The organism is Rickettsia endosymbiont of Urophora cardui (assembly GCF_964030725.1).
GTDB lineage: Bacteria > Pseudomonadota > Alphaproteobacteria > Rickettsiales > Rickettsiaceae > Rickettsia.
Window position 1 is genome coordinate 92,446 of sequence record NZ_CAXIPY010000001.1, and the last position, 22,632, is coordinate 115,077.

The window sequence follows — 22,632 nt, forward strand, 5'->3', positions numbered from 1 at the left end:
ATTAAGGAGGTCCATATGGAGGTTACTACAATTGGTATAGATATTGCAAAAAGAATTTTTCAAATTCATGGTGTAGATAAAAATGGCAAGACAGTATTAAAGAAAAAATTGATGAGAGATCAGGTTTTGACATTTATGGCTAATTTACCACAATGTTTAGTAGGGATGGAAGCTTGTGGTGGTTCTAGTTATTGGGCAAGAGAAATAACTAAATTAGGGCATGAAGTAAAACTAATGGCACCGCAATTTGTCAAACCATATGTTAAAACTAATAAAAATGATCAAGCAGATGCTGAAGCGATATGTGAAGCCGTGACAAGACCTAATATGAGATTTGTTGCAATTAAAACTATAGAGCAACAAGAAATTTTATCAATACATAGGGTAAGAGAGAGATTGGTAAAAAATCGTACAGCACTTGCTAATGAAATTAGGGGGCTACTACATGAGTTTGGTTTTATTGTTCCTCAAGGCATTAATAAGGTTATCACAAAATTAATTGAGATTTTAGATGCAGGGAAATTAAGCCAGTTAAGTTATCAAACATTTAGTGAACTAAAAGAAGAATTCTTAGATAGTCCCTCCGCCAAAACTCTAAAAAATATCACTTGTGTCACTAATTTCCAAAAATAGTGCGATTTTAGAGCAAATTACTCTAATTTTGAGGGCTGATTTTAAATTTTTGTATTAAAAACCACACTATTTCCCAAAATGCATTCATTTTTTTATTGTCATTTTTTTGTATTTCCATAAGCTTTTGATATAAAACCTTTCATTTTCTTATGGATTTTACTATGCATTTTTGCCTTAAAACCCTATTGCCTATAAGGCTTTTAGAGTTTTGGCGGACGGACTAGATAATAACAGAAAAATAAAAGAGATAGAAAAACGATTAACAATGATAGCAAGTAACCTAACTCAATATCAACGATTAAGAGCTATACCTGGTCTTGGTTTAATTACTGCTACTGCTTTAATACTGAAGTTTTGACAAAATCCTTTCCATAAGGAGAAATGTATTCCAATTTTTTTATACTTTTTTAGTAATAACAAAATTTATTTATTCTATTTGGGTACATAATGTGTCAAAAACTGTAGCAATTTTGTCTAATATTGCTGGTTTATACTTACTAATATTATTTGGTAATTCTAGCTTTTTATTAAATGAGGTTTTGGTAATTTGGTTACTTCCATCAAAACTTGATTTTATTGTAATTTCCAACTTACCGTGTTTATTACTTTTGCGTATTACTGGTGCAAATGGTTTGACCTGATGATTATTTCTAATATTTCTATGATCTGGTATCCCTCTGGATATAGACTTTTCTAATATTTCTTCAAGGGCAATTTGTGGCATAGATCTATAAACTTCACTTGGAGACAACATATTGCTATTGATTTTTTTATCCCATGCCCTTACTTTTCTTGCCTTAACTGAAGATTGTGCATGATACAATATGTTGTACGCTAGCATTACGAATAACATATAATCCTCATCTTTATTTGGATCATTCGTTTGAAATTTATCCATCAATAATTTTGACTTACCAAATTTAAAAAAATGCTCAATATCAAACCTTTGTCTATAGTATTCATATACTTCTTTACCACTGATTTTATCTTTTTGTTGGCCAGAAACACATAACCATAAATCTCTGTTATATTTCCTATTTCCTGATGCATCTAACACCTTAACCTGAATAAAATTCAGCGGTTTATCAGACATGATATGCTGTTTCTTGCCCTTGATTAGATAATTCTTAAATAGTGAAATACTAATTGATATGTCACCATTTTTTGTAGCCTTTACTACAGTTTCTTCTGTATCTGGAATCAGTAAATTATCAGAACTACTACAAGAAATCTTAGCTCCATAAGATCTTTTACGACCTCTTGTTTTTTGCTCCTCTATATATATTTTGTAAATACTGCGATTAATTCTTTGGCGGGTTATTGTTACCGTATTTGCTTCATTGTGCAGCGGGTGAATGAAAGATAGAGCGCTATAACCTGCATCACCTACTGTTATATTTAGAGCCTTTTGTGGTATTTGCTTAACAATTTTCATTATTTGTTTGCTACCTTTGCTATACTTATTCTCATCTGATTTTACTCTATTTATAGATATTGGTACAGACCATTTAGGCTGAGCACCGATGCAAACTACACTATATTCATAACCCGCAACTGGTCGGTTATTAGCATTCTGTCTAATATATGTACGATCAATTGCTTTCTTGGAATCTTTCTTGCTACTCACTGTAGTATCTATTTGCAGTAAGTTTTTACCCTCATTAATCAGTTTACTTATTAAGTATTTTTCTATATCTTCTCGAGTCTTAAAACGTTGCTCATCTCTTATATTTAATGATTCATCACGAGCACAGTAAAAATTCTCTATAGCTCTGTATACACTTGACCAACTACGCTGAAAATATTTATTAGTTGTTAATTCAACAACAGATCTTGCTTTAACGCTATCATTAGTTACTAGTGATAGTATTAATTCTAAAACCACATCTTGATTATAGGGGAAAATTTTTTATTTCTTGCAACATTTCTTGCATAATCATACACACTAAAAACCATTTTGTATTTGAGCGTATTTATATCATACTTTATAAGTTTGGTTATCTTTTTGTCAAAACTTCAGTTAATAGCATCAATAGGTAATGCTACAAGTTTTGAGAATGGCAGGCAATTATCGGCATGGCTAGGATTAGTGCCAAGACAACATTCAAGTGGTGGGAAGGATAAGCTGCTGGGAATTAGCAAGCGAGGTGATGTATACTTACGCACTTTATTAATCTCTCAGGGTTTAATTCCCCGAAGCTCTGCTTCGTGATATCATAAGAAACAACTAAAACTTTTTTAGATACCTCGTAGCTCTGCTGCGAGGAGCATCATTTTCAAGGGGCTAGAGCTGTACTAAATGCCAAGATAAGATTTACATCGGAAGAACAGAAATCTAAAAAAGATTTTAGCCAATTTACGAAATGGATGTTTAATTTATCTGAGCGAAGTAGCCATAATAAAACGACAGTTGCCATAGCTAATAAGTTGGCAAGAGTGGTGTTTGCTGTACTAAGATCAGGAGATGATTATGTAGAGAGTAAAGTTTGTAGCTAAAGAGTGTGTAGCATAGCACTTATAAGTAAAATAAATGGTGATTTATATAATGAATAGGTAAAAGCAAAACAATATGTAAGAGATTCCAACCCGAAATATGCTTGAGATAATTAATATTGATGGTAAATAAGACAAACCTTAGCTTACAAAAAAACTGCGTTTTTCAGTGGCTCTTTTAGAAGCCGATGGACTGATAAGTATATAGTTTGTAAGCCAGCGAATTCCATCAGGGCTGTAGAATAAATTAGGTTGATTTATCAGCTATAAGCCGGATACATGACTGCATTTGTTTGTTTTTATTATTGATGTTATTTTTTTCTTGCATTCTACAGGAGGTCCATACATGAAAAATCAAGACAAAAAAATGAGTAGTATGTTTTCCTAATTTTTCGATTATCAGGCAGCAATTTGCTGATAATTTTGCATATAATTCAGATATACATTCATAGGCTTTTTATAACCAATACTTGAATGAAATCTGTGATAATTATATTTATTCAGATAATGATCAATCCCCTCTTTTAACTCTTTAACATTGTTAAAATCATTAATAAAGATACAATTATATTTTAAAGTTCTAAAAAACCTTTCTATTACTATATTATCAATACTTCTACCTTTGCCATTCATTGAAATTTGGATATCATGCTCCTTGAGAATATTTATGTGGTCATAACTGGTATATTGGCTACCTTGATCACTATTAAATATCTGTGGAGCGTTATACTTACTGAGAGCTTGTTTCAAGACATCAGTTACAAGAGATGCATCCATAGAATTTGACAGTTTATAGCTCAATATGGCCTTGCTATGCCAATCTATAATAGCTGCCATATACATAAAGCCACCATTAGTTCTAATGTAAGTAATGTCACCACTCCAAACCTCATTCACATTAGGCACATACACTTGCTTTGTTGAGCCAGATTTAGTCCAATATTGATCAAGTAAGTAGCTATAGATCTTATGCTCACTATCGTTTCGAGAAGTAGATTTTTTCTTATGTGGGTAAATAGCTTCTATACCCATCATCCTCATATATTTCAGTACTCGATCTTTACCGACAATAAAACCATCTTCTAGTAACTGTTGATGAATATAGCGATAACCAAATTCAGGATTATCTGTATATATTTCATCTATTCTATTTAAAATACTTAATTTATTTATACTCATCTCCTTGGATTTATAGTAGGCTGTAGATCGACTAATCTTTAATAGTTCACACTGTCTTGATTTTGAGAGTTGATTTAGCTTGGAGTGTACAAGACTCTTTTTATTTGATAAATCCAAGCTTTTGAGCTTTCCCACGGCCCAGTCCCTCTCAACTGTGATTCTACCAAGAGCTTTAGCAAGTTCATCATTTTGCTCTTGTAAATGATTTATTTGTTCTTGATATTCACTCAAAACTTTAGCTGGTTCAAAAGCTAATGCCGCATTACCTAAAAACTGTTTTTTCCAATTTTGAATTGTTTTAACACTTATTGCATATTTTGAAGCTAACTGACCAAGTGTCGACTCCTCTTTTATTAATCTCTCAGGGTTTAATTCCCCGAAGCTCTGCTTCGTGATATCATAAGAAACAACTAAAACTTTTTTAGATACCTCGTAGCTCTGCTGCGAGGAGCATCATTTCTAATACTATCCCCGTTTTTTCTGAAGCACTGAAAATTTTTACTTTATTTTTCTTCATCTTTCCTCTTAAGTTTATTGCTATTTATTCTAACTTATTGCGGAAACACACTCCTTCATTTTTTTGTCCAATTTTTTCATGTATGGACCTCCTGTAGAATGCAAGAAAAAAATAACATCAATAATAAAAACAAACAAATGCAGTCATGTATCCGGCTTATAGCTGATAAATCAACCTAATTTATTCTACAGCCCTGATGGAATTCGCTGGCTTACAAACTATATACTTATCAGTCCATCGGCTTCTAAAAGAGCCACTGAAAAACGCAGTTTTTTTGTAAGCTAAGGTTTGTCTTATTTACCATCAATATTAATTATCTCAAGCATATTTCGGGTTGGAATCTCTTACATATTGTTTTGCTTTTACCTATTCATTATATAAATCACCATTTATTTTACTTATAAGTGCTATGCTACACACTCTTTAGCTACAAACTTTACTCTCTACATAATCATCTCCTGATCTTAGTACAGCAAACACCACTCTTGCCAACTTATTAGCTATGGCAACTGTCGTTTTATTATGGCTACTTCGCTCAGATAAATTAAACATCCATTTCGTAAATTGGCTAAAATCTTTTTTAGATTTCTGTTCTTCCGATGTAAATCTTATCTTGGCATTTAGTACAGCTCTAGCCCCTTGAATTAATAAAGTGCGTAAGTATACATCACCTCGCTTGCTAATTCCCAGCAGCTTATCCTTCCCACCACTTGAATGTTGTCTTGGCACTAATCCTAGCCATGCCGATAATTGCCTGCCATTCTCAAAACTTGTAGCATTACCTATTGATGCTATTAAAGCAGTAGCAGTAATTAAACCAAGACCAGGTATAGCTCTTAATCGTTGATATTGAGTTAGGTTACTTGCTATCATTGTTAATCGTTTTTCTATCTCTTTTATTTTTCTGTTATTATCTAAGAATTCTTCTTTTAGTTCACTAAATGTTTGATAACTTAACTGGCTTAATTTCCCTGCATCTAAAATCTCAATTAATTTTGTGATAACCTTATTAATGCCTTGAGGAACAATAAAACCAAACTCATGTAGTAGCCCCCTAATTTCATTAGCAAGTGCTGTACGATTTTTTACCAATCTCTCTCTTACCCTATGTATTGATAAAATTTCTTGTTGCTCTATAGTTTTAATTGCAACAAATCTCATATTAGGTCTTGTCACGGCTTCACATATCGCTTCAGCATCTGCTTGATCATTTTTATTAGTTTTAACATATGGTTTGACAAATTGCGGTGCCATTAGTTTTACTTCATGCCCTAATTTAGTTATTTCTCTTGCCCAATAACTAGAACCACCACAAGCTTCCATCCCTACTAAACATTGTGGTAAATTAGCCATAAATGTCAAAACCTGATCTCTCATCAATTTTTTCTTTAATACTGTCTTGCCATTTTTATCTACACCATGAATTTGAAAAATTCTTTTTGCAATATCTATACCAATTGTAGTAACCTCCATATGGACCTCCTTAATTGTTGTTTTAATATGTTAAATATTAACCCTAGAAGATTAGCAACTGCTTTTCATTCTCTATAGCTAACGCGAAAAGGTTTTTACCATAGTTTTTGTATTTACTCACATATTCACCAGATCTAAATCCTATTAAACATTGCTGGACTAACTTTAAAAACTGTTTACATAAAATTATTGATCAATGCCTAAGTTTTTCCTAATCTGTGGTAGAAACATTTCCGTGTTAGCTATATATCAGGAGGTCCATACCATTAGTCCATTATACTCCTGTAGAATGCAAGAAAAAAATAACATCAATAATAAAAACAAACAAATGCAGTCATGTATCCGGCTTATAGCTGATAAATCAACCTAATTTATTCTACAGCCCTGATGGAATTCGCTGGCTTACAAACTATATACTTATCAGTCCATCGGCTTCTAAAAGAGCCACTGAAAAACGCAGTTTTTTTGTAAGCTAAGGTTTGTCTTATTTACCATCAATATTAATTATCTCAAGCATATTTCGGGTTGGAATCTCTTACATATTGTTTTGCTTTTACCTATTCATTATATAAATCACCATTTATTTTACTTATAAGTGCTATGCTACACACTCTTTAGCTACAAACTTTACTCTCTACATAATCATCTCCTGATCTTAGTACAGCAAACACCACTCTTGCCAACTTATTAGCTATGGCAACTGTCGTTTTATTATGGCTACTTCGCTCAGATAAATTAAACATCCATTTCGTAAATTGGCTAAAATCTTTTTTAGATTTCTGTTCTTCCGATGTAAATCTTATCTTGGCATTTAGTACAGCTCTAGCCCCTTGAATTAATAAAGTGCGTAAGTATACATCACCTCGCTTGCTAATTCCCAGCAGCTTATCCTTCCCACCACTTGAATGTTGTCTTGGCACTAATCCTAGCCATGCCGATAATTGCCTGCCATTCTCAAAACTTGTAGCATTACCTATTGATGCTATTAAAGCAGTAGCAGTAATTAAACCAAGACCAGGTATAGCTCTTAATCGTTGATATTGAGTTAGGTTACTTGCTATCATTGTTAATCGTTTTTCTATCTCTTTTATTTTTCTGTTATTATCTAAGAATTCTTCTTTTAGTTCACTAAATGTTTGATAACTTAACTGGCTTAATTTCCCTGCATCTAAAATCTCAATTAATTTTGTGATAACCTTATTAATGCCTTGAGGAACAATAAAACCAAACTCATGTAGTAGCCCCCTAATTTCATTAGCAAGTGCTGTACGATTTTTTACCAATCTCTCTCTTACCCTATGTATTGATAAAATTTCTTGTTGCTCTATAGTTTTAATTGCAACAAATCTCATATTAGGTCTTGTCACGGCTTCACATATCGCTTCAGCATCTGCTTGATCATTTTTATTAGTTTTAACATATGGTTTGACAAATTGCGGTGCCATTAGTTTTACTTCATGCCCTAATTTAGTTATTTCTCTTGCCCAATAACTAGAACCACCACAAGCTTCCATCCCTACTAAACATTGTGGTAAATTAGCCATAAATGTCAAAACCTGATCTCTCATCAATTTTTTCTTTAATACTGTCTTGCCATTTTTATCTACACCATGAATTTGAAAAATTCTTTTTGCAATATCTATACCAATTGTAGTAACCTCCATATGGACCTCCTTAATTGTTGTTTTAATATGTTAAATATTAACCCTAGAAGATTAGCAACTGCTTTTCATTCTCTATATCAGGAGGTCCATACCATTAGTCCATTATATATTAGTAAGGGGGTACAGTATCTAAAAGGAAAGAGTTCAAGGAAGATTCAGCAGGAATTTCCAGAATTACGGCAACAGTATTGGGGTAAACACTTATGGGCTGTTGGATATTTTGTCAGAACCACAGGCAATGTGACTGACAAAATGATTAAGGATTATATTGATAAACATGAATCGAGAGATGATAAGTTTGGAAACTTTCAAGTTGAAAACTAGCTATAGCTAAGGCATTTATGCCGTAATCTTAAGCCCTGCATTTACAATGCAGGGTGATTAACTAAAAAAAGTGGCGAGTGTATCAATCTATAATTTGTATTATATATCAAATAATTTACTTTAAATTGTAGAAATATTGCTTTTAAGCTGATAAAAGCACTAAATATTTAGCTTTAAATATACATTTTTACTTTAGTCAGAAAAATTAGAATTTTTGTCAAAACTTCAGGTTCTTCTAAAAAACTGATAATTGCATTTTTACGATTAAATTCCATAATAGTTACCAATATGAATTAAATGATGCTCCTCGCAGCAGAGCTACAAGGTATCTAAAAAAGTTTTAGTTGTTTCTTATGATATCACGAAGCAGAGCTTCGGGGAATTAAACCCTGAGAGATTAATTAACATACTACTAAAAATAATATATTAGTTAACAAAAATTTTCAACTTCTAATTATTAATCACTAGAATTTAGGTAATTTGTAAATTTAGAAAATAATGTTTTGAAGTTATTAGTAGTAACATTTGCCACTTCTTTGGAGGTGATGTTTTTGAGTTCGGCGACTTTCTCAGCAACATATCTAACGAAAGCCGGTTCGTTTTGTTTGCCACGCATAGGGGTAGGGGCTAGATAAGGTGCATCGGTTTCAATCAGTAATCTATCAAGCGGCACATATTTAACTATTTCCTGCAAATCAGTTGCATTTTTAAAAGTTATAATACCTGACATTGAAATATATAAACCGATATCTAGCATTTTTTCTGCTAGCTTTTTTGAGGAAGTAAAGCAATGTATTAACCCAGGAAATTTATTATTACGCATTTCCGAGGTTAAAATATCTATAGTGTCATCGTCTGCTTCTCTAGTGTGAACAATAAGCGGTAACTTTGTTGTAGCAGCGGCTTCTATATGATGTAATAAGGAATCTTGTTGTAGTTTTTTATCATAAGGCTCGTGATAATAATCAAGTCCAGTTTCGCCTATTCCAATGATTTTGGGGTGATTAGTAAGTTCTATAATTGTGGCAGCGTCATTGCGAGGAAAGGCGAAGCCTTGACGTGGCAATCTCATTAAAATTTCCTGAGATTGCTTCAGCACTTGTAGTGCTTCGCAATGACCGTTCATCTCACACGGATGCACACCGACAGATACAAAAACATTTTCATATTTTTCAGCTATTTCTAAAATAACCGGCAAGTCATCAAGTGTAGTGCAAATAGTTTGTAGGTACTGCACATTATTTTCTATAGCTTGTTTGATTATGTTGTCTATTTCTACATCTTTCAGTAAATTAAGATGGCAATGTGAATCTATTAGCATATGTGTTTCTAAGGGTGTTATTTTGTCCAGTATTTAAAACCTGAATTCTGGATTAATCTAGGTTGGGAAGTAAGTATTTACAAGGGATAGAAGATACTCTATATAATTTTTAGCAAAAAAACAAGAGTATCCCCATGAAGAAAGATATTACTGCATTATTTTGTTTTGTCGATGATTTTTGTAACATTAGCGAGCAGTGGATTAATCTCTCAGGGTTTAATTCCCCGAAGCTCTGCTTCGTGATATCATAAGAAACAACTAAAACTTTTTTAGATACCTCGTAGCTCTGCTGCGAGGAGCATCATTTTAATAAAAACCCTACAAGAAAGCCTGAAATAAGCTATTCTGAGCTGTTAACAATAGTGCTTTTATACCATCAATCACCTTGTAAAAACTTTAAATAGTCCGTCCGCCAAAACTCTACAAGCCTTATAGATAATATGGTTTTAAGACAAGAAGTAATACAACAATCCGTAAGAAAATGATAAAATATGGTCATAAACCTTATGGATTTCAGTCAATGCCAATAGACAACATTATCAAATCGCAAGAACAAGGGAAACTGTTTGGTTATAAATTAAAAGAAGAATTAAACCCAAATAATAAGCTATATAAATTAAGAGAATTAATAAATTGGTCTAGGCTCGAAGAGTGGTTATCAAAAAATGTTTGTATTAAGAAATTTGGTAGAAATAGAAAATGTCATAGAGTGATGCTTGGCATAACGATGCTACAAGCAATGTATAATTTTTCAGATTCATTATCAGAGGAAGAGCTAAAAGAGAATATGTATTGGCAGTATTTCTGCGGGTGGGAATATATAGAAAAAGACATAGCTATCTCGGAAACTAGTATACGACGGTTTCGTAGTGTATTAGGTGAAGCTGGATATAATGAGATATTATCGGAGTTGATCAGGGTTGGGATAAAAACTAACACAATTAAAAAAAAAGATTTGGAATTAATCATCGCTGATACGACTGTACAAATTAAGAATATCAAACACCCACACGATGTTTATTTAATGGATAAAGCTAGGCTTAGCATAGTAAAGCTTTGCAACAGTTTGGGTATACATTTGAATGAAACATACGCTAGAACCTATAAACGCGATATAGTAAAGCTATGGAAATATAAAGAACATAGTAAAGCCAAGAAGCGTTGGAAAATAATGAAGCATTTAAAAATATTACTGGGTCGTTTGATTAGAGTATGTGAGCGTGAGATCAAAAATAAGCAATTAAACTTGTCTCTCAAAAATCAAGAAGTATTGCAAAAAATAAAACAAATACATAACCAATCTGTTTTAAAAAGAGAAGCTAAAAAGCAATATAAAGAAGATAACAAAGTATTATATAGTTTTCATGCCCCTGAAGTAGAGTGTATAGGAAAGGGAAAACGCAACAAGCCATATGAGTTTGGCAATAAAGTAGCGGTAGTAGTAAGTGGTCGTAGAAATTTTATTTTATCCGCAAAATCGTTTCATAATAATCCTTATGATGGTCATACATTGCATCAGAGCTTTGAAGCAGTAGAGAGTGTCACTGGAATCAAGATAAAGAAATCATTTGTTGATCTTGGGTATAGTGGTAGCAATGTAAAGGAGAAGAGTAAGGTATATACCCCAAAAACGCGGAAGAAGTTGTTACAAGAGGACAAGTCTATGATCAAGAGACGCAGTGCCATAGAACCAATAATAGGTCACTTAAAGCAATATGGTCGGATGGGTAGAAACTTCTTGAAAGGTATGATAGGAGATATTATCAATCCAATAATCTCTGCTATTGGTTTGAATTTACGATGCATTGCAAATCATTTACAAATCGTGTCTAACTCCACATAAATCAAAAATATCATCATGCAAAAACTAGATGAACGATAAAAAATCGTTAACAATAGCTCCATATCAAAATTAGACCAACACAGAAATGTATCAGTAAAAATTAACATAACTTATTAATTTTTATTGAAAATCTTAGCAATTTGTTGTCAAAACTCTATCCCATTACAAATGATCAGGATTTGAAGTGTTTTTGGCGGATAGACTAAATATTTTTATATGTCCTATCTACAATTATATAAATCAGACTTTGTAACTCTTCCATCATATACTCGTTTTATAGCTCTAAAACCAAGAGTTCTGAGTTATTTAGTTTTATTACTTGAATGGTATATGCAGGCAGCTCAATCTACGGGAGTTTCTTATATTGACGCCACATCTTTAGAGGTTTGTCATCGAAAAAGAATCTCTCGTAATAAAGTCTTTGCCGGTATTGCTGCTTTGGGTAAAACAACAAAAAGTTGGTTTTTTGGTCTAAAATTACATTTGGTTAATGATGCTCCTCGCAGCAGAGCTACGAGGTATCTAAAAAAGTTTTAGTTGTTTCTTATGATATCACGAAGCAGAGCTTCGGGGAATTAAACCCTGAGAGATTAACGAAAAAGGTGAGATTCAAGGTCTAAAACTAACGCCTGGTAATGTAGATGATAGAGCGCCGGTTTCGATAATCACCAAACATATCACGGGATTATTGTTTGGCGATAAGGGTTATATCAAACAGGAGCTCTTTGATGATCTATACAGCAAAGGAATCAAGTGAGTAACTGGCATAAAGAAGAAAATGAAGAATAAACTTATGCCATTATTTGAAAAAATATTATTACGCAAACGCTCAATTATCGAAACAGTATTTAGTGTGCTGAAGGGTGCTTTCGAGGTCGAACATACACGACATAGATCAATTTGGAATGCCTTTGTACATATCTTATCCGCCCTAATTGCATACTGTATGAAACCTAACAAACCTGCTATATCTCAAAATTAGCTAATCCAGAATTCAGGTTTAAATGGCTTTTATGTCATTCCTGCGAAAATGCATAGGCTTGATGTCATCCCCTGGCTTGGGCACTAGATCCAGTAAAAAATACAGATATAAAATGCTCGCTTTATTGCTGGATCCCGTGGACAAGCCACGGGATGACAAAGAGAGTAACATTACTCAAATCTCGGGAATATTATAGCAGGCTCTAAAATGGAACTATCCGGTGTTAAAGCAAACTCAAGCGATAAATGCTTAAATAAACGCTCTTCTGTGTTTACCCCTAGCTGATCAAGCATTTTACCGGCAGAACTTGGCATAAAAGCCTGAAGCATTATGGCGATATAACGCAGAGTTTCTAGCAGAGCATATAACACCTCTAGCATTTTTTCAGGGTCTGTTTTTTTCAAGTTCCAAGGAGCTTCGCTATCAATATAAATATTTGCTTCTTCGGCTAAATTAATAATATTATCAAGAATCTTGTTAATCTCGGTTTTTTCCATTAGCAAAATATTCTGTTTAGCAGAATTAATTGCTATTTTTAAAAGCGGTAATTCATATATTTTATTAATTGCATCTTGCGTGATTGCCGGCACTTTACCATCATTATTTTTATAAACAAAAGAAGTAGTACGTTGCAATAAATTACCGATCTTATTTGATAATTCGCTATTAATACGGGTAATTAGATTGCTGCGGGCAAAGTTACCATCCGCTCCAAATGTTATCTCACGCATTAAAAAATATCTAACCTGATCAACACCAAACTCCTCTATCAGCTTAATCGGATCAATAGTATTACCAAGTGATTTAGAAATTTTCTGCCCCTCATTAGTCCACCAGCCATGTGCCATAATTGTCTTAGGCAGCGGAATTTCAGCAGCCATTAAGAAAGCTGGCCAATAAACGGCATGGAAACGTAGAATATCTTTGCCGACTACCTGTAAATTGGCTGGCCAAAACTTGCCGTAATTGCTATTTTGATCAGGATAACCAAGGGCTGAGATATAATTAGCAAGTGCATCAAGCCACACATAAATCACGTGTGTATTATCGTTTGGGACTTTGATACCCCAGTTAAAAGTGGTGCGTGATACGGACAAATCTTTTAGACCTGACTTAACAAAGCTGATGACCTCGTTACGTCTTGATATAGGTCTGATAAAATCAGGGTTTGCTTCATAAAACTCAAGCAATTTATCTTGCCATTTTGAGAGATTAAAGAAATAGCTAGGTTCTTTAACCCATTCCACCGCTGCACCGGTTGGTGCTAATTTGTCCGCTGTTAGCTCAGATTCATCATAAAAAGCTTCATCACGAACGGCATACCACCCCTCATAAAAACCCTCATAGATAGAGCTGTTATCTAGTAATTTTTGCCAAAATATAGCTACTGCTTCTTTATGCCTTTCTTCCGTTGTTCTTATAAAATCATCATTTGAAATATGCATGGCAGCCATAAGATGACGAAAACTTTGAGAAGTCTGATCAGTAAATTTTTGCGGATCAATATTTTTATCAATAGCAGCTTTTTCTACTTTCTGCCCATGTTCATCAGTACCTGTTAAAAACATGACTTCACGACCGCTAAGACGCATAAAGCGGGCAATCACGTCACTTGCAACGCTGGTATAAGCATGCCCAATATGCGGGACATCATTAACATAATATATGGGAGTGGTAATATAATAGGTATTATTCATATTAAATTTAAGTGTTTTTTTATTAACTTGTGTACTTGCGGAGGATCAAGATCGGAAGCCTTAATTGTTACTATCCTTTCAGGAAATTTTTCACTTAATTCCTTAAAGCAATCATAAATTTTATTGTAAAAATCTAACCCTCTTACGTCAAATTTATTGCTCATATTTCGTGAATTTACCCGCTCAATGGCAATAGAAGATTCTACATCAATAAAAAAGGTAATATCCGGCATAAGAGGCGGCATTAAATCTTTGTGCAGATTATATACGAGTTCTATACCGTTTTCTAGCTCTAATCCTTGATAGCAGGCTGTTGAGTCAATAAATCGGTCGCATATTACTATATTCCCTGCCTGCAAAGCCGGTATAATTTTTTTTACCATATGGTCATAACGTGCTGCCATAGCTTGTAATAATTCAGACATTGGCAATAAATCAGTATACACTAGAATCTCACGCATCTTTTCGGCTACGTTAGTACCGCCAACTTCACGGGTTAGAAGTACGGGAATATTTTGGGATTTTAGATATTCATATAACATTTGACATTGGGTGGATTTGCCAATTCCTTCTCCTCCCTCAAAAGTGATAAATGTTCCTTGTTTTAATTTGCTCATTAATTGCAATTATTTTTAACTATAACTTTCTAATAATATCTTTTAAAAAAATCATTTACAAACCTGAATTCTGGATTAATCTAGGTTTGGAAGTAAGTATTTACAAGGGATAGAAGATACTCTATATAATTTTTAGCAAAAAAACAAGAGTATCCCCATGAAGAAAGATATTACTGCATTATTTTGTTTTGTCGATGATTTTTGTAAAATTAGCGAGCAGTGGATTAATCTCTCAGGGTTTAATTCCCCGAAGCTCTGCTTCGTGATATCATAAGAAACAACTAAAACTTTTTTAGATACCTCGTAGCTCTGCTGCGAGGAGCATCATTTCTACCATTAATTAATAAAAACCCTACAAGAAAGCCTGAAATAAGCTATTCTGAGCTGTTAACAATAGTGCTTTTATACCATCAATCACCTTGTAAAAACTTTAAATATTTTTATATGTCCTATCTACAATTATATAAATCAGACTTTGTAACTCTTCCATCATATACTCGTTTTATAGCTCTAAAACCAAGAGTTCTGAGTTATTTAGTTTTATTACTTGAATGATATATGCAGGCAGCTCAATCTACGGGAGTTTCTTATATTGACGCCACATCTTTAGAGGTTTGTCATCGAAAAAGAATCTCTCGTAATAAAGTCTTTGCCGGTATTGCTGCTTTGGGTAAAACAACAAAAAGTTGGTTTTTGGTCTAAAATTACATTTGGTTATTAACGAAAAAGGTGAGATTCAAGGTCTAAAACTAACGCCTGGTAATGTAGATGATAGAGCGCCGGTTTCGATAATCACCAAACATATCACGGGATTATTGTTTGGCGATAAGGGTTATATCAAACAGGAGCTCTTTGATGATCTATACAGCAAAGGAATCAAGTTAGTAACTGGCATAAAGAAGAAAATGAAGAATAAACTTATGCCATTATTTGAAAAAATATTATTACGCAAACGCTCAATTATCGAAACAGTATTTAGTGTGCTGAAGGGTGCTTTCGAGATCGAACATACAAGACATAGATCAATTTGGAATGCCTTTGTACATATCTTATCCGCCCTAATTGCATACTGTATGAAACCTAACAAACCTGCTATATCTCAAAATTAGCTAATCCAGAATTCAGGTTACAAGGATTGTATATCGCTAATAAATAAAAAGTGGATAGAGTAGTTTATACGTCAAGTATCTGCTTTTTTCAAGGTAGAAAAATTACCCCCTCTAAAGTTTTTTTGCCTTTAGTTTGCTCTTGCTCTACAGATTGAGTATGAGATTTGGCACGAGGGATTGCCAGATCAACTATATGTTCATAGCGTGCTCCGTTTTCAAGTAAAACACGACCACATTTATTCACTAAAGTTATATCATCTTGAGTAAATTTATTGAGAATGGTTTCTGTAATGTCATAAAGAAATTTCCAAGATAATTCTATTCGTTCTTGTAAGGTGAGTTTTTTATTATCCTGATTCTTGCTATTAAGAGCAAAAGTTTCTTCAGAATTATTTTCTCCGGAAGTCGTAATATTTTTTTTACGTGATGCTGTTTTATATATTAAGTATATTACTAATACTACTAAACATCCTATAGCAATTAAAATATGAGTATTAAGCACTTTTTGACCTGCCTTGTGTTTGATTTAAGTTTTGTGATTTGGAAAGGACTGTAATTATTGCCTTACCTACTGTAACTAACTCTGCTACCTCAGGAGCTAATTTAGCTATTGTTAAAATCGGCTTAGGTATTACTGAAGTTTTGACAAAAACTCTAATTTTTCTGACTAAAGTAAAAATTTATATTTAAAGTTAAATATTTAGTGCTTTTATCAGCTTAAAAGCGATATTTCTACAATTTAAAGTAAATTATTTGATATATAATACAAATTATAGATTGATACACTCGCCACTTTTTTTAATAAAAATTTTTTGTCAAAACTTCAGGTATTAGGTTAGTTGTTATTATCCCGCTTATAACGCTTTCTAATTTTTGTCCACCCGGTATTACTCCTGCTATTTTTTTCACATCACTTGCAATTTTGGTAGCTGTTTCTGCTGCTTTAAATAAAGAAGTTATTTTATCAACAAAAGGAGTTTCAGGGTTTGCTGCTCTTAATAATTCTGTTTTTGTACTATTTAATCTATCACTAATAGTATTTTTGATGGAATGTAGTTTTTCATCTTTTATCTCTTCAGGAAGTGCTTTTTCAACATCACTTTTTATTTTTGATATTTATCTTCTACCTCTTTAGTAGTTTGCGGTATAGCTTTGTTAGCTTCTATCACGTAATCTAACGATGATTCATTATTAGGATTTTTTGCTACTTTAATTACTTTCTCAATAGATTCTTTTGATATTTCTGAAACTTTTGAAATGTCAATAATTTTCTTAACAGGATCTTTGGATATTTCTGAAATTTCGGCAACTTGTTCAGCTTTTTTATAAACATCTTTAAGGTTTTTATTATCCTTTATTTCTTGCTGCATCTTTTTAATATCGCTATGCCATTTTGTTATTTTGGGCAATAGTTTTTCATGATCGATGAGATTATTGACTTTTTCAAGTATACCGCTTGCTTTTATGAAAGTTGAAAGAATAGGCAGTTGAGTTGCAATTACAGTAATTAATATATTTTCTAATGATGTTATAATTTTCTTAGAAGCACCCGGATAAACTTCATCTAATTCTTTTTGAAATTTTAGAACTTGTTCTAAAACACTTAAACATTTTGCTACGATAATTCCATCAAATAGAAATATATCTTTTGTCTTTAACTGATCTTGATAAGTTTTATCTAAAGCTTTTGATAATTCACTAAGAGATGCTTTTACTGTTTTGTTAAAAAGTTTTTCTATCTTCTCTAAATCTAAATTTTCAGTTTGTGCTAATTCTTTTAAAGAGCTTTTTAAAATACTAAGAATATTAGCTTCTAAATCTTTTATATTAGTTTTTAAAGAACCAGAAAAATTATGTAGTCTTTTTAAGAGGTTTAGTAACGCTGATTCTTGTTCTTTACTTAAACCAACAAAGTGCGAAAGATTGATGAGAGTATTAGGCATATATGTTATTTATTATCAATTGTTAATTAATTAATTGTAACGCTTTGTGTAGAAAAATGAAATATAAAATAGTTATCATTGCCCTTAGAATTAATTTTTGTTATACTACGTGCTAACATTGTTACATAGTATTATATTATCTAACTTAAAAATAGCTATATTCTTGAAAGATTAAACTAATCTCACTACCATATTATCAATTCATTTAAAAAATTTATGCGTAAGTTAACTATATTTATTTGCTCATTATTACTAACTTCTCCCGTTATTGCAATAGATTTGCAAGAAGCTTTAACAGAAGGGTATAAAAATAACAATGATCTGAAGACTGCAAGAGTTAAATTTGTTAATTCTATTGAGCAATTTCCTCAAGCTTTTTCAGGATTTATGCCTAATGCAGCACTGAGCGCTAACAGAAATAATAGTAAAACCAAATATGCTAGGATATATGCTCAACAACTTAACAGTCCACCAGCAGTAGATAATAATCAAGCGGCAGTGGTAATTGAACAATCTCTATTTAACGGTGGTTCAGATGTTGCTGCTCTTAGATCTGCACAAGCAGCTTTTAGAGCGTCACGTGGTCAATATTATTCTAGTGAGCAAAAAGTATTATTAGACTTAATCGGTGCTTATCTTGATTATTTTGAAAGTAAAGAGAAATATGATATTTCAGAAAGTAGAGTTCGTACTAATATCCAACAAGTAAACACTGTAGAAGAAAAATTAAGGCTTGGTGAAGCAACAGAGATAGATATAGCAACTGCAAGAGCGGGACTTGCAGCAGCAGAAGCGAATAAGCTAACCGCTTATGCTGATTTCCAAGCAAAAAAAGCAAACTTTATTAGAGTATTCGGTATAGAACCTACTGACATAGCTATGCCTATTTTACCTCAAGGATTGCCAAATTCATTAGATGAGCTAACAAAAAGAGCTGTTAATTTAAATCCTGATATTGATTCAGCAAGACATAGCGTAACTTCAGCAAAGGCACAAGAGTTAGTAGAAAAAGGAAAATTATTGCCACAAGTAAGTGTAAAATTGCAATCTGGTAGAACTAATTATAATCCGCAAAATTTGGATACTGAGCACATAAATACTAGAAGTGTTACTACTACGTTATCTGTTAATGTTCCTATTTATCCAAATGGAGGAGCTCAATATTCAAAAATTAGATCAGCTAAAAATCAAACACGAAATAGTGCGATACAGCTTGATGGTGCAATAAGACAAGTGCAGGCTTATGTTATAAGTATATGGGAAGGGTTTGAAGCAGCAAAATCTCGTATTATTGCAGCGGATCAAAGAGTAGCGGCAGCTCAAATATCCTATGATGGTACAGTACAAGAGGAAATAGTAGGTTCTAAAACAATGTTAGATGTTTTAAGTGCTGAAGAAAAGCTCTATGATGCAAAAATAACACGTGTTGATGCTTATAAAGCTTCTATACTTAGTGCATATCAAATGAAATCATTAACTGGCGAGTTAACTGCTCAAAGTTTAAAGCTTAAGGTAAAATACTTCAGTCCTGAAGAGGAATTTAAGACTATTAAAAAGAAAATGTTTATAGGTTTCTAAGTGAGTAAGGAAAGCAAGAAAAGCCAAGATATGTCGATAGAAGACATTCTAAAATCTGTCAAAGGAGTGATTAACGAGCGTAAAAATTTAAGCAATGAAGACGAAGATATACTTGAGTTAACAGAAATAATAGACCAAGATGAAGAGGAGTTAATATCAACTAAATCTGCTGAAAAAGTAAATGATATTTTAAAAAATTTCACCTCAACTATTAAAGATAAAAATTTAGATAATAATGTTTCATCTAAAAATGCTCTTGAAGAATTAGTAATCGAAATGTTAAAGCCGGAGCTTAAAACATGGCTTGATAAAAACCTACCTTCGCTTGTAAAAGAATTAGTAGAGAGTGAAATAAAAAAATTAGTACAGAATAGTAGAAAGTAGAAAATGTTGAATTAAGCGTCATTGCGAGGAGAAACGTAGTTTCGACGCGGCAATCTTGTTAAACATCCTGTGATTGCACACGTACAAAACTTACAGTTTTGCCTCGCAATGACGAAAAAATTGAGCCACGCAGCTAAAGCTCCTACAAGATGATAAACTCAAATAACTATTTAATCTCTCAGGGTTTAATTCCCCGAAGCTCTGCTTCGTGATATCATAAGAAACAACTAAAACTTTTTTAGATACCTCGTAGCTCTGCTGCGAGGAGCATCATTAGGGAAATATATGTTAAATAAATTATGCAGGATATTATTTTTTATAAGTCTATCCCTAGTCACGTTGCAAAGCTATGCTGCTGCACCGCCGCCATTACCTATGCCATCACAAAATTCTGATATAAAAAGTAAAGATGAGCAGCCTACTTCTGACTCTAGATCATCTATGTCCATTTTTGATAAGATTAAACAATTTTTCCATAAATCACCAAAAAAAGCTCCATTGCCTAAACCGCAAGCACAACCAGATAAGCCAAGTGATAAATTAGTTTCACAAGAAACTAACAAAAACGAAGTACAATTGCCTAGTGCGAATAATGAGGCTCATCAAGCTAATACAAATTTAGCTTCACATAATGATACGAATAGTGAAAAAGAAGCATCTGAGCCTTTTATAGATATGGGTAATGCAACATTACCTAGTGCAAGTAATCAGACTCATCAAACTAATACGAATTTAGCTTCACATAATGATACGAATAGTGAAAAAGAAGCATCTGAGCCTTTTATAGATATGGGTAATGCAACATTACCTAGTGCAAGTAATCAGAGCCATCAAACTAATACGAATTTAGCTTCACATAATGATACGAATAGTGAAAAAGAAGCATCTGAGCCTTTTATAGATATGGGTAATGCAACATTACCTAGTGCAAGTAATCAGACTCATCAAACTAATACGAATTTAGTTTCACATAATGATACGAATAGTGAAAAAGAAGCATCTGAGCCTTTTATAGATATGGGTAATGCAACATTACCTAGTGCAAGTAATCAGAGCCATCAAACTAATACGAATTTAGCTTCACATAATGATACGAATAGTGAAAAAGAAGCATCTGAGCCTTTTATAGATATGGGTAATGCAACATTACCTAGTGCAAGTAATCAGAGCCATCAAACTGATACGAATTTAGCTTCACATAATGATACGAATAGTGAAAAAGAAGCATCTGAGCCTTTTATAGATATGGGTAATGCAACATTACCTAGTGCAAGTAATCAGAGCCATCAAACTAATACGAATTTAGCTTCACATAATGATACGAATAGTGAAAAAGAAGCATCTGAGCCTTTTATAGATATGGGTAATGCAACATTACCTAGTGCAAGTAATCAAACTCATCAAACTAATACGAATTTAGCTTCACATAGTGATACGAAAGATGCAACATCTTCTAATAACAAAGAAGCAAATAGTACGCCTTTGCCTAATATTGCAAATAATGAAGAAGCACAGCCGGAGCTTAAAGTAGCTGGATCTCTTATCTCTAATCCGCCTCTTCGTCCAGGTAGCTATGTAGTACCACCTGCGCCACGTACCCAAGTATATCAACCTATTGCTTTGCCGCCTACGCATCAATATATAAAGCTTACTCCTCCACCAGAGGCGAATGAACAGCAAGATAATGTAACTGCACCGCCCGCTCCTCAAGTGGTAGCTCCTGCACCAACAGTAATGCCAGCTACTCCTGTTCCTGTAGTTAATCAGCCTACAGCAAGTGACGTAGTAACACCGCCAGTAACGACTCCTGCACCTGTACCGGCAACACCATCTACGCCTAATACGCCTGTACCTACAGTTAATCAGCCAACCGCACCTAGTAATACGCCTATACCTGCGGTACAGCCTGTAGTTTCGCCTGCAACAATGCCAAATACAACCGATTCTTCAGCCACAACTGATAATTCGAAAGAAACATTTACTGCTGATGTGAATTTGCCGAAAAAGCAAGATTGGGATGCTCCATTAAAGCCTGTGGAAGTGTTATCTGCAAATCAGAATCAAGGTTCTAATAATACTAATGCTGCTAATAATTCAGTGCCAGCTAATCAGAAACAGATACAGCCACAAAATACAAGCACTTCAGTAAGTTCTTCAAATGTAGTTGTTAAGAAGCAAGATAATATCGTAAATACAGAACTAACGGAATCAGCAACGAAATTTGCTAAAGATGAAAGCCAAATGTTATTATTACCTGATGATGATATTATACTTGGTAAGTTAACCGAGCAGGCTACTTTAGATCAGATGGATATATATTCATATATTAAGCTATTCCAGAAAAAAGAAGAATGGATAGCAAATGCTGATAGAAGAAAAGCTGTAGAAAGTCTTGTTAAATATGACAACGATCTAAATAAGAAAAAAGATATTACCGCTACCTTATCTTATTGTAGTGCGATAGGTAATTCTTTTAGAGCAATCGATAGAAATAACCTTTCTAAATTACGTGTTTTACTTGATGTTTACCCTATATTACAAGAAAAAAATAATAAAGGTGATACATTACTTACCGCTGCCGTTTATAAAGATAATTATTATCTAGCAAAATATTTAGTAATACGCGGCATCAAAATTTCTACTTTAAACTCTGAATGTCAATATCCTCTAGATATCGCCCTAGCACGAGGAAACACTAATATAGCGTGTATGCTGACCAAAGCTAAGGGGTTAGGCTCTGGTCTCATCAATTGTGTAAATTTCGTGAACCAATGATGCTCCTCGCAGCAGAGCTACGAGGTATCTATCCAAAAAGCTTTAACTGTTTTTGTTGAAATGCTTTATAGTCTATCCGCCAAAAACACTTCAAATCCTG

15 protein-coding genes and 6 pseudogenes are annotated in these 22,632 nt (G+C 33.2%); 12 read left to right on the forward strand and 9 right to left on the reverse strand.

Going from position 1 to position 22,632, the window contains the following annotated elements; translation table 11 throughout:
* Positions 1–15: 15 nt before the first annotated feature.
* Positions 16–516: pseudogene (locus AAHI98_RS00525) on the forward strand (IS110 family RNA-guided transposase); the annotation flags it as partial.
* 325 nt (positions 517–841) lie between these two features.
* Positions 842–991 carry a hypothetical protein gene (locus AAHI98_RS00530; protein ID WP_342224706.1) on the forward strand — a complete coding sequence of 50 codons (150 nt, stop codon included), beginning with the start codon at positions 842–844 and terminating at the stop codon, positions 989–991.
* Between the two features lie 69 nt (positions 992–1,060).
* On the opposite strand, the gene AAHI98_RS00535 is transcribed toward AAHI98_RS00530, so the two are convergent.
* Positions 1,061–2,518, reverse strand: coding sequence for a transposase (locus AAHI98_RS00535; RefSeq protein WP_342224664.1), 1,458 nt, complete (start codon positions 2,516–2,518; stop codon positions 1,061–1,063).
* Between the two features lie 135 nt (positions 2,519–2,653).
* On the opposite strand from AAHI98_RS00535, the pseudogene AAHI98_RS00540 reads away from it, so the two are divergent.
* Together AAHI98_RS00540 and AAHI98_RS00545 are read left to right on the forward strand one after the other, a co-directional pair.
* A pseudogene (locus AAHI98_RS00540) lies at positions 2,654–2,809 on the forward strand (transposase); the annotation flags it as partial.
* A 191-nt stretch (positions 2,810–3,000) separates the two neighbouring features.
* The gene (locus tag AAHI98_RS00545; protein ID WP_342224707.1) at positions 3,001–3,129 is read left to right on the forward strand and encodes a hypothetical protein; all 129 of its coding nucleotides are present in this window, start codon (positions 3,001–3,003) and stop codon (positions 3,127–3,129) included.
* 396 nt (positions 3,130–3,525) lie between these two features.
* Here AAHI98_RS00545 and AAHI98_RS00550 read toward each other — a convergent pair whose 3' ends face one another.
* The 3 genes from AAHI98_RS00550 to AAHI98_RS00560 all read right to left on the reverse strand — a co-directional run bounded on the left by AAHI98_RS00550 (position 3,526) and on the right by AAHI98_RS00560 (position 7,959).
* Complete coding sequence (locus tag AAHI98_RS00550; RefSeq protein ID WP_342224805.1) at positions 3,526–4,701, reverse strand: IS3 family transposase; 1,176 nt, start codon at positions 4,699–4,701, stop codon at positions 3,526–3,528.
* A 544-nt stretch (positions 4,702–5,245) separates the two neighbouring features.
* Positions 5,246–6,295 carry an IS110 family RNA-guided transposase gene (locus tag AAHI98_RS00555; RefSeq protein ID WP_342224642.1) on the reverse strand — a complete coding sequence of 350 codons (1,050 nt, stop codon included), beginning with the start codon at positions 6,293–6,295 and terminating at the stop codon, positions 5,246–5,248.
* A gap of 614 nt (positions 6,296–6,909) precedes the next feature.
* Positions 6,910–7,959 carry an IS110 family RNA-guided transposase gene (locus tag AAHI98_RS00560; RefSeq protein WP_342224642.1) on the reverse strand — a complete coding sequence of 350 codons (1,050 nt, stop codon included), beginning with the start codon at positions 7,957–7,959 and terminating at the stop codon, positions 6,910–6,912.
* Between the two features lie 102 nt (positions 7,960–8,061).
* Between AAHI98_RS00560 and tnpA the strand changes: the two are divergent.
* Positions 8,062–8,283: pseudogene (gene tnpA, locus AAHI98_RS00565) on the forward strand (IS200/IS605 family transposase); the annotation flags it as partial.
* A gap of 457 nt (positions 8,284–8,740) precedes the next feature.
* On the opposite strand, the gene AAHI98_RS00570 reads toward tnpA, so the two are convergent.
* Positions 8,741–9,604, reverse strand: coding sequence for a TatD family hydrolase (locus tag AAHI98_RS00570; RefSeq protein WP_342224708.1), 864 nt, complete (start codon positions 9,602–9,604; stop codon positions 8,741–8,743).
* Between the two features lie 134 nt (positions 9,605–9,738).
* Between AAHI98_RS00570 and AAHI98_RS18365 the strand changes: the two are divergent.
* The 3 genes and pseudogenes from AAHI98_RS18365 to AAHI98_RS00585 all read left to right on the forward strand — a co-directional run.
* Positions 9,739–10,005: pseudogene (locus AAHI98_RS18365) on the forward strand (hypothetical protein); the annotation flags it as partial.
* 80 nt (positions 10,006–10,085) lie between these two features.
* Complete coding sequence (locus tag AAHI98_RS00580; RefSeq protein WP_342224709.1) at positions 10,086–11,447, forward strand: IS5 family transposase; 1,362 nt, start codon at positions 10,086–10,088, stop codon at positions 11,445–11,447.
* A 204-nt stretch (positions 11,448–11,651) separates the two neighbouring features.
* Positions 11,652–12,429, forward strand: a pseudogene (locus tag AAHI98_RS00585) (transposase); the annotation flags it as partial.
* Positions 12,430–12,599: 170 nt separating this feature from the next.
* On the opposite strand, the gene metG reads toward AAHI98_RS00585, so the two are convergent.
* The gene (gene metG / locus AAHI98_RS00590; protein WP_342224710.1) at positions 12,600–14,126 is read right to left on the reverse strand and encodes a methionine--tRNA ligase; all 1,527 of its coding nucleotides are present in this window, start codon (positions 14,124–14,126) and stop codon (positions 12,600–12,602) included.
* Entirely contained in the window at positions 14,123–14,743 is a 621-nt protein-coding gene (tmk, locus tag AAHI98_RS00595) for a dTMP kinase (RefSeq protein ID WP_342224711.1), read from the reverse strand. Before tmk ends, metG begins: the two co-directional genes overlap by 4 nt.
* Before the next feature lie 157 nt (positions 14,744–14,900).
* On the opposite strand from tmk, the pseudogene AAHI98_RS00600 reads away from it, so the two are divergent.
* Positions 14,901–15,852, forward strand: a pseudogene (locus AAHI98_RS00600) (IS982 family transposase).
* A gap of 88 nt (positions 15,853–15,940) precedes the next feature.
* Here AAHI98_RS00600 and AAHI98_RS00605 read toward each other — a convergent pair.
* Positions 15,941–16,354, reverse strand: coding sequence for a DUF2660 domain-containing protein (locus AAHI98_RS00605; RefSeq protein ID WP_342224712.1), 414 nt, complete (start codon positions 16,352–16,354; stop codon positions 15,941–15,943).
* A 601-nt stretch (positions 16,355–16,955) separates the two neighbouring features.
* A complete protein-coding gene (locus AAHI98_RS00610; RefSeq protein WP_342224713.1) occupies positions 16,956–17,795 on the reverse strand; it encodes a hypothetical protein in 840 nt (279 codons plus the stop codon).
* A gap of 216 nt (positions 17,796–18,011) precedes the next feature.
* On the opposite strand from AAHI98_RS00610, the gene AAHI98_RS00615 reads away from it, so the two are divergent.
* The 3 genes from AAHI98_RS00615 (at position 18,012) to AAHI98_RS00625 (ending at position 22,532) form a co-directional block, all read left to right on the forward strand.
* The gene (locus AAHI98_RS00615; protein WP_342224714.1) at positions 18,012–19,373 is read left to right on the forward strand and encodes a TolC family protein; all 1,362 of its coding nucleotides are present in this window, start codon (positions 18,012–18,014) and stop codon (positions 19,371–19,373) included.
* Positions 19,374–19,757: a DUF2497 domain-containing protein gene (locus AAHI98_RS00620; protein WP_342224715.1), complete on the forward strand. Its 384-nt coding sequence runs from the start codon at positions 19,374–19,376 to the stop codon at positions 19,755–19,757. It begins immediately after the preceding gene.
* Positions 19,758–20,042: 285 nt separating this feature from the next.
* Positions 20,043–22,532, forward strand: coding sequence for an ankyrin repeat domain-containing protein (locus AAHI98_RS00625; RefSeq protein WP_342224716.1), 2,490 nt, complete (start codon positions 20,043–20,045; stop codon positions 22,530–22,532).
* Positions 22,533–22,632 lie beyond the last annotated feature (100 nt).

Excerpts from the sequence above, each read along its gene's own strand:
- AAHI98_RS00580 (WP_342224709.1), top strand. The coding sequence starts at position 10,086 with ATGATAAAATATGGTCATAAACCTTATGGATTTCAGTCAATGCCAATA.
- metG (WP_342224710.1), bottom strand. The coding sequence starts at position 14,126 with ATGAATAATACCTATTATATTACCACTCCCATATATTATGTTAATGAT.
- AAHI98_RS00560 (WP_342224642.1), bottom strand. The coding sequence starts at position 7,959 with ATGGAGGTTACTACAATTGGTATAGATATTGCAAAAAGAATTTTTCAA.
- AAHI98_RS00615 (WP_342224714.1), top strand. The coding sequence starts at position 18,012 with ATGCGTAAGTTAACTATATTTATTTGCTCATTATTACTAACTTCTCCC.
- AAHI98_RS00545 (WP_342224707.1), top strand. The coding sequence starts at position 3,001 with ATGTTTAATTTATCTGAGCGAAGTAGCCATAATAAAACGACAGTTGCC.
- AAHI98_RS00555 (WP_342224642.1), bottom strand. The coding sequence starts at position 6,295 with ATGGAGGTTACTACAATTGGTATAGATATTGCAAAAAGAATTTTTCAA.
- AAHI98_RS00610 (WP_342224713.1), bottom strand. The coding sequence starts at position 17,795 with ATGCCTAATACTCTCATCAATCTTTCGCACTTTGTTGGTTTAAGTAAA.
- tmk (WP_342224711.1), bottom strand. The coding sequence starts at position 14,743 with ATGAGCAAATTAAAACAAGGAACATTTATCACTTTTGAGGGAGGAGAA.
- AAHI98_RS00625 (WP_342224716.1), top strand. The coding sequence starts at position 20,043 with ATGTTAAATAAATTATGCAGGATATTATTTTTTATAAGTCTATCCCTA.
- AAHI98_RS00570 (WP_342224708.1), bottom strand. The coding sequence starts at position 9,604 with ATGCTAATAGATTCACATTGCCATCTTAATTTACTGAAAGATGTAGAA.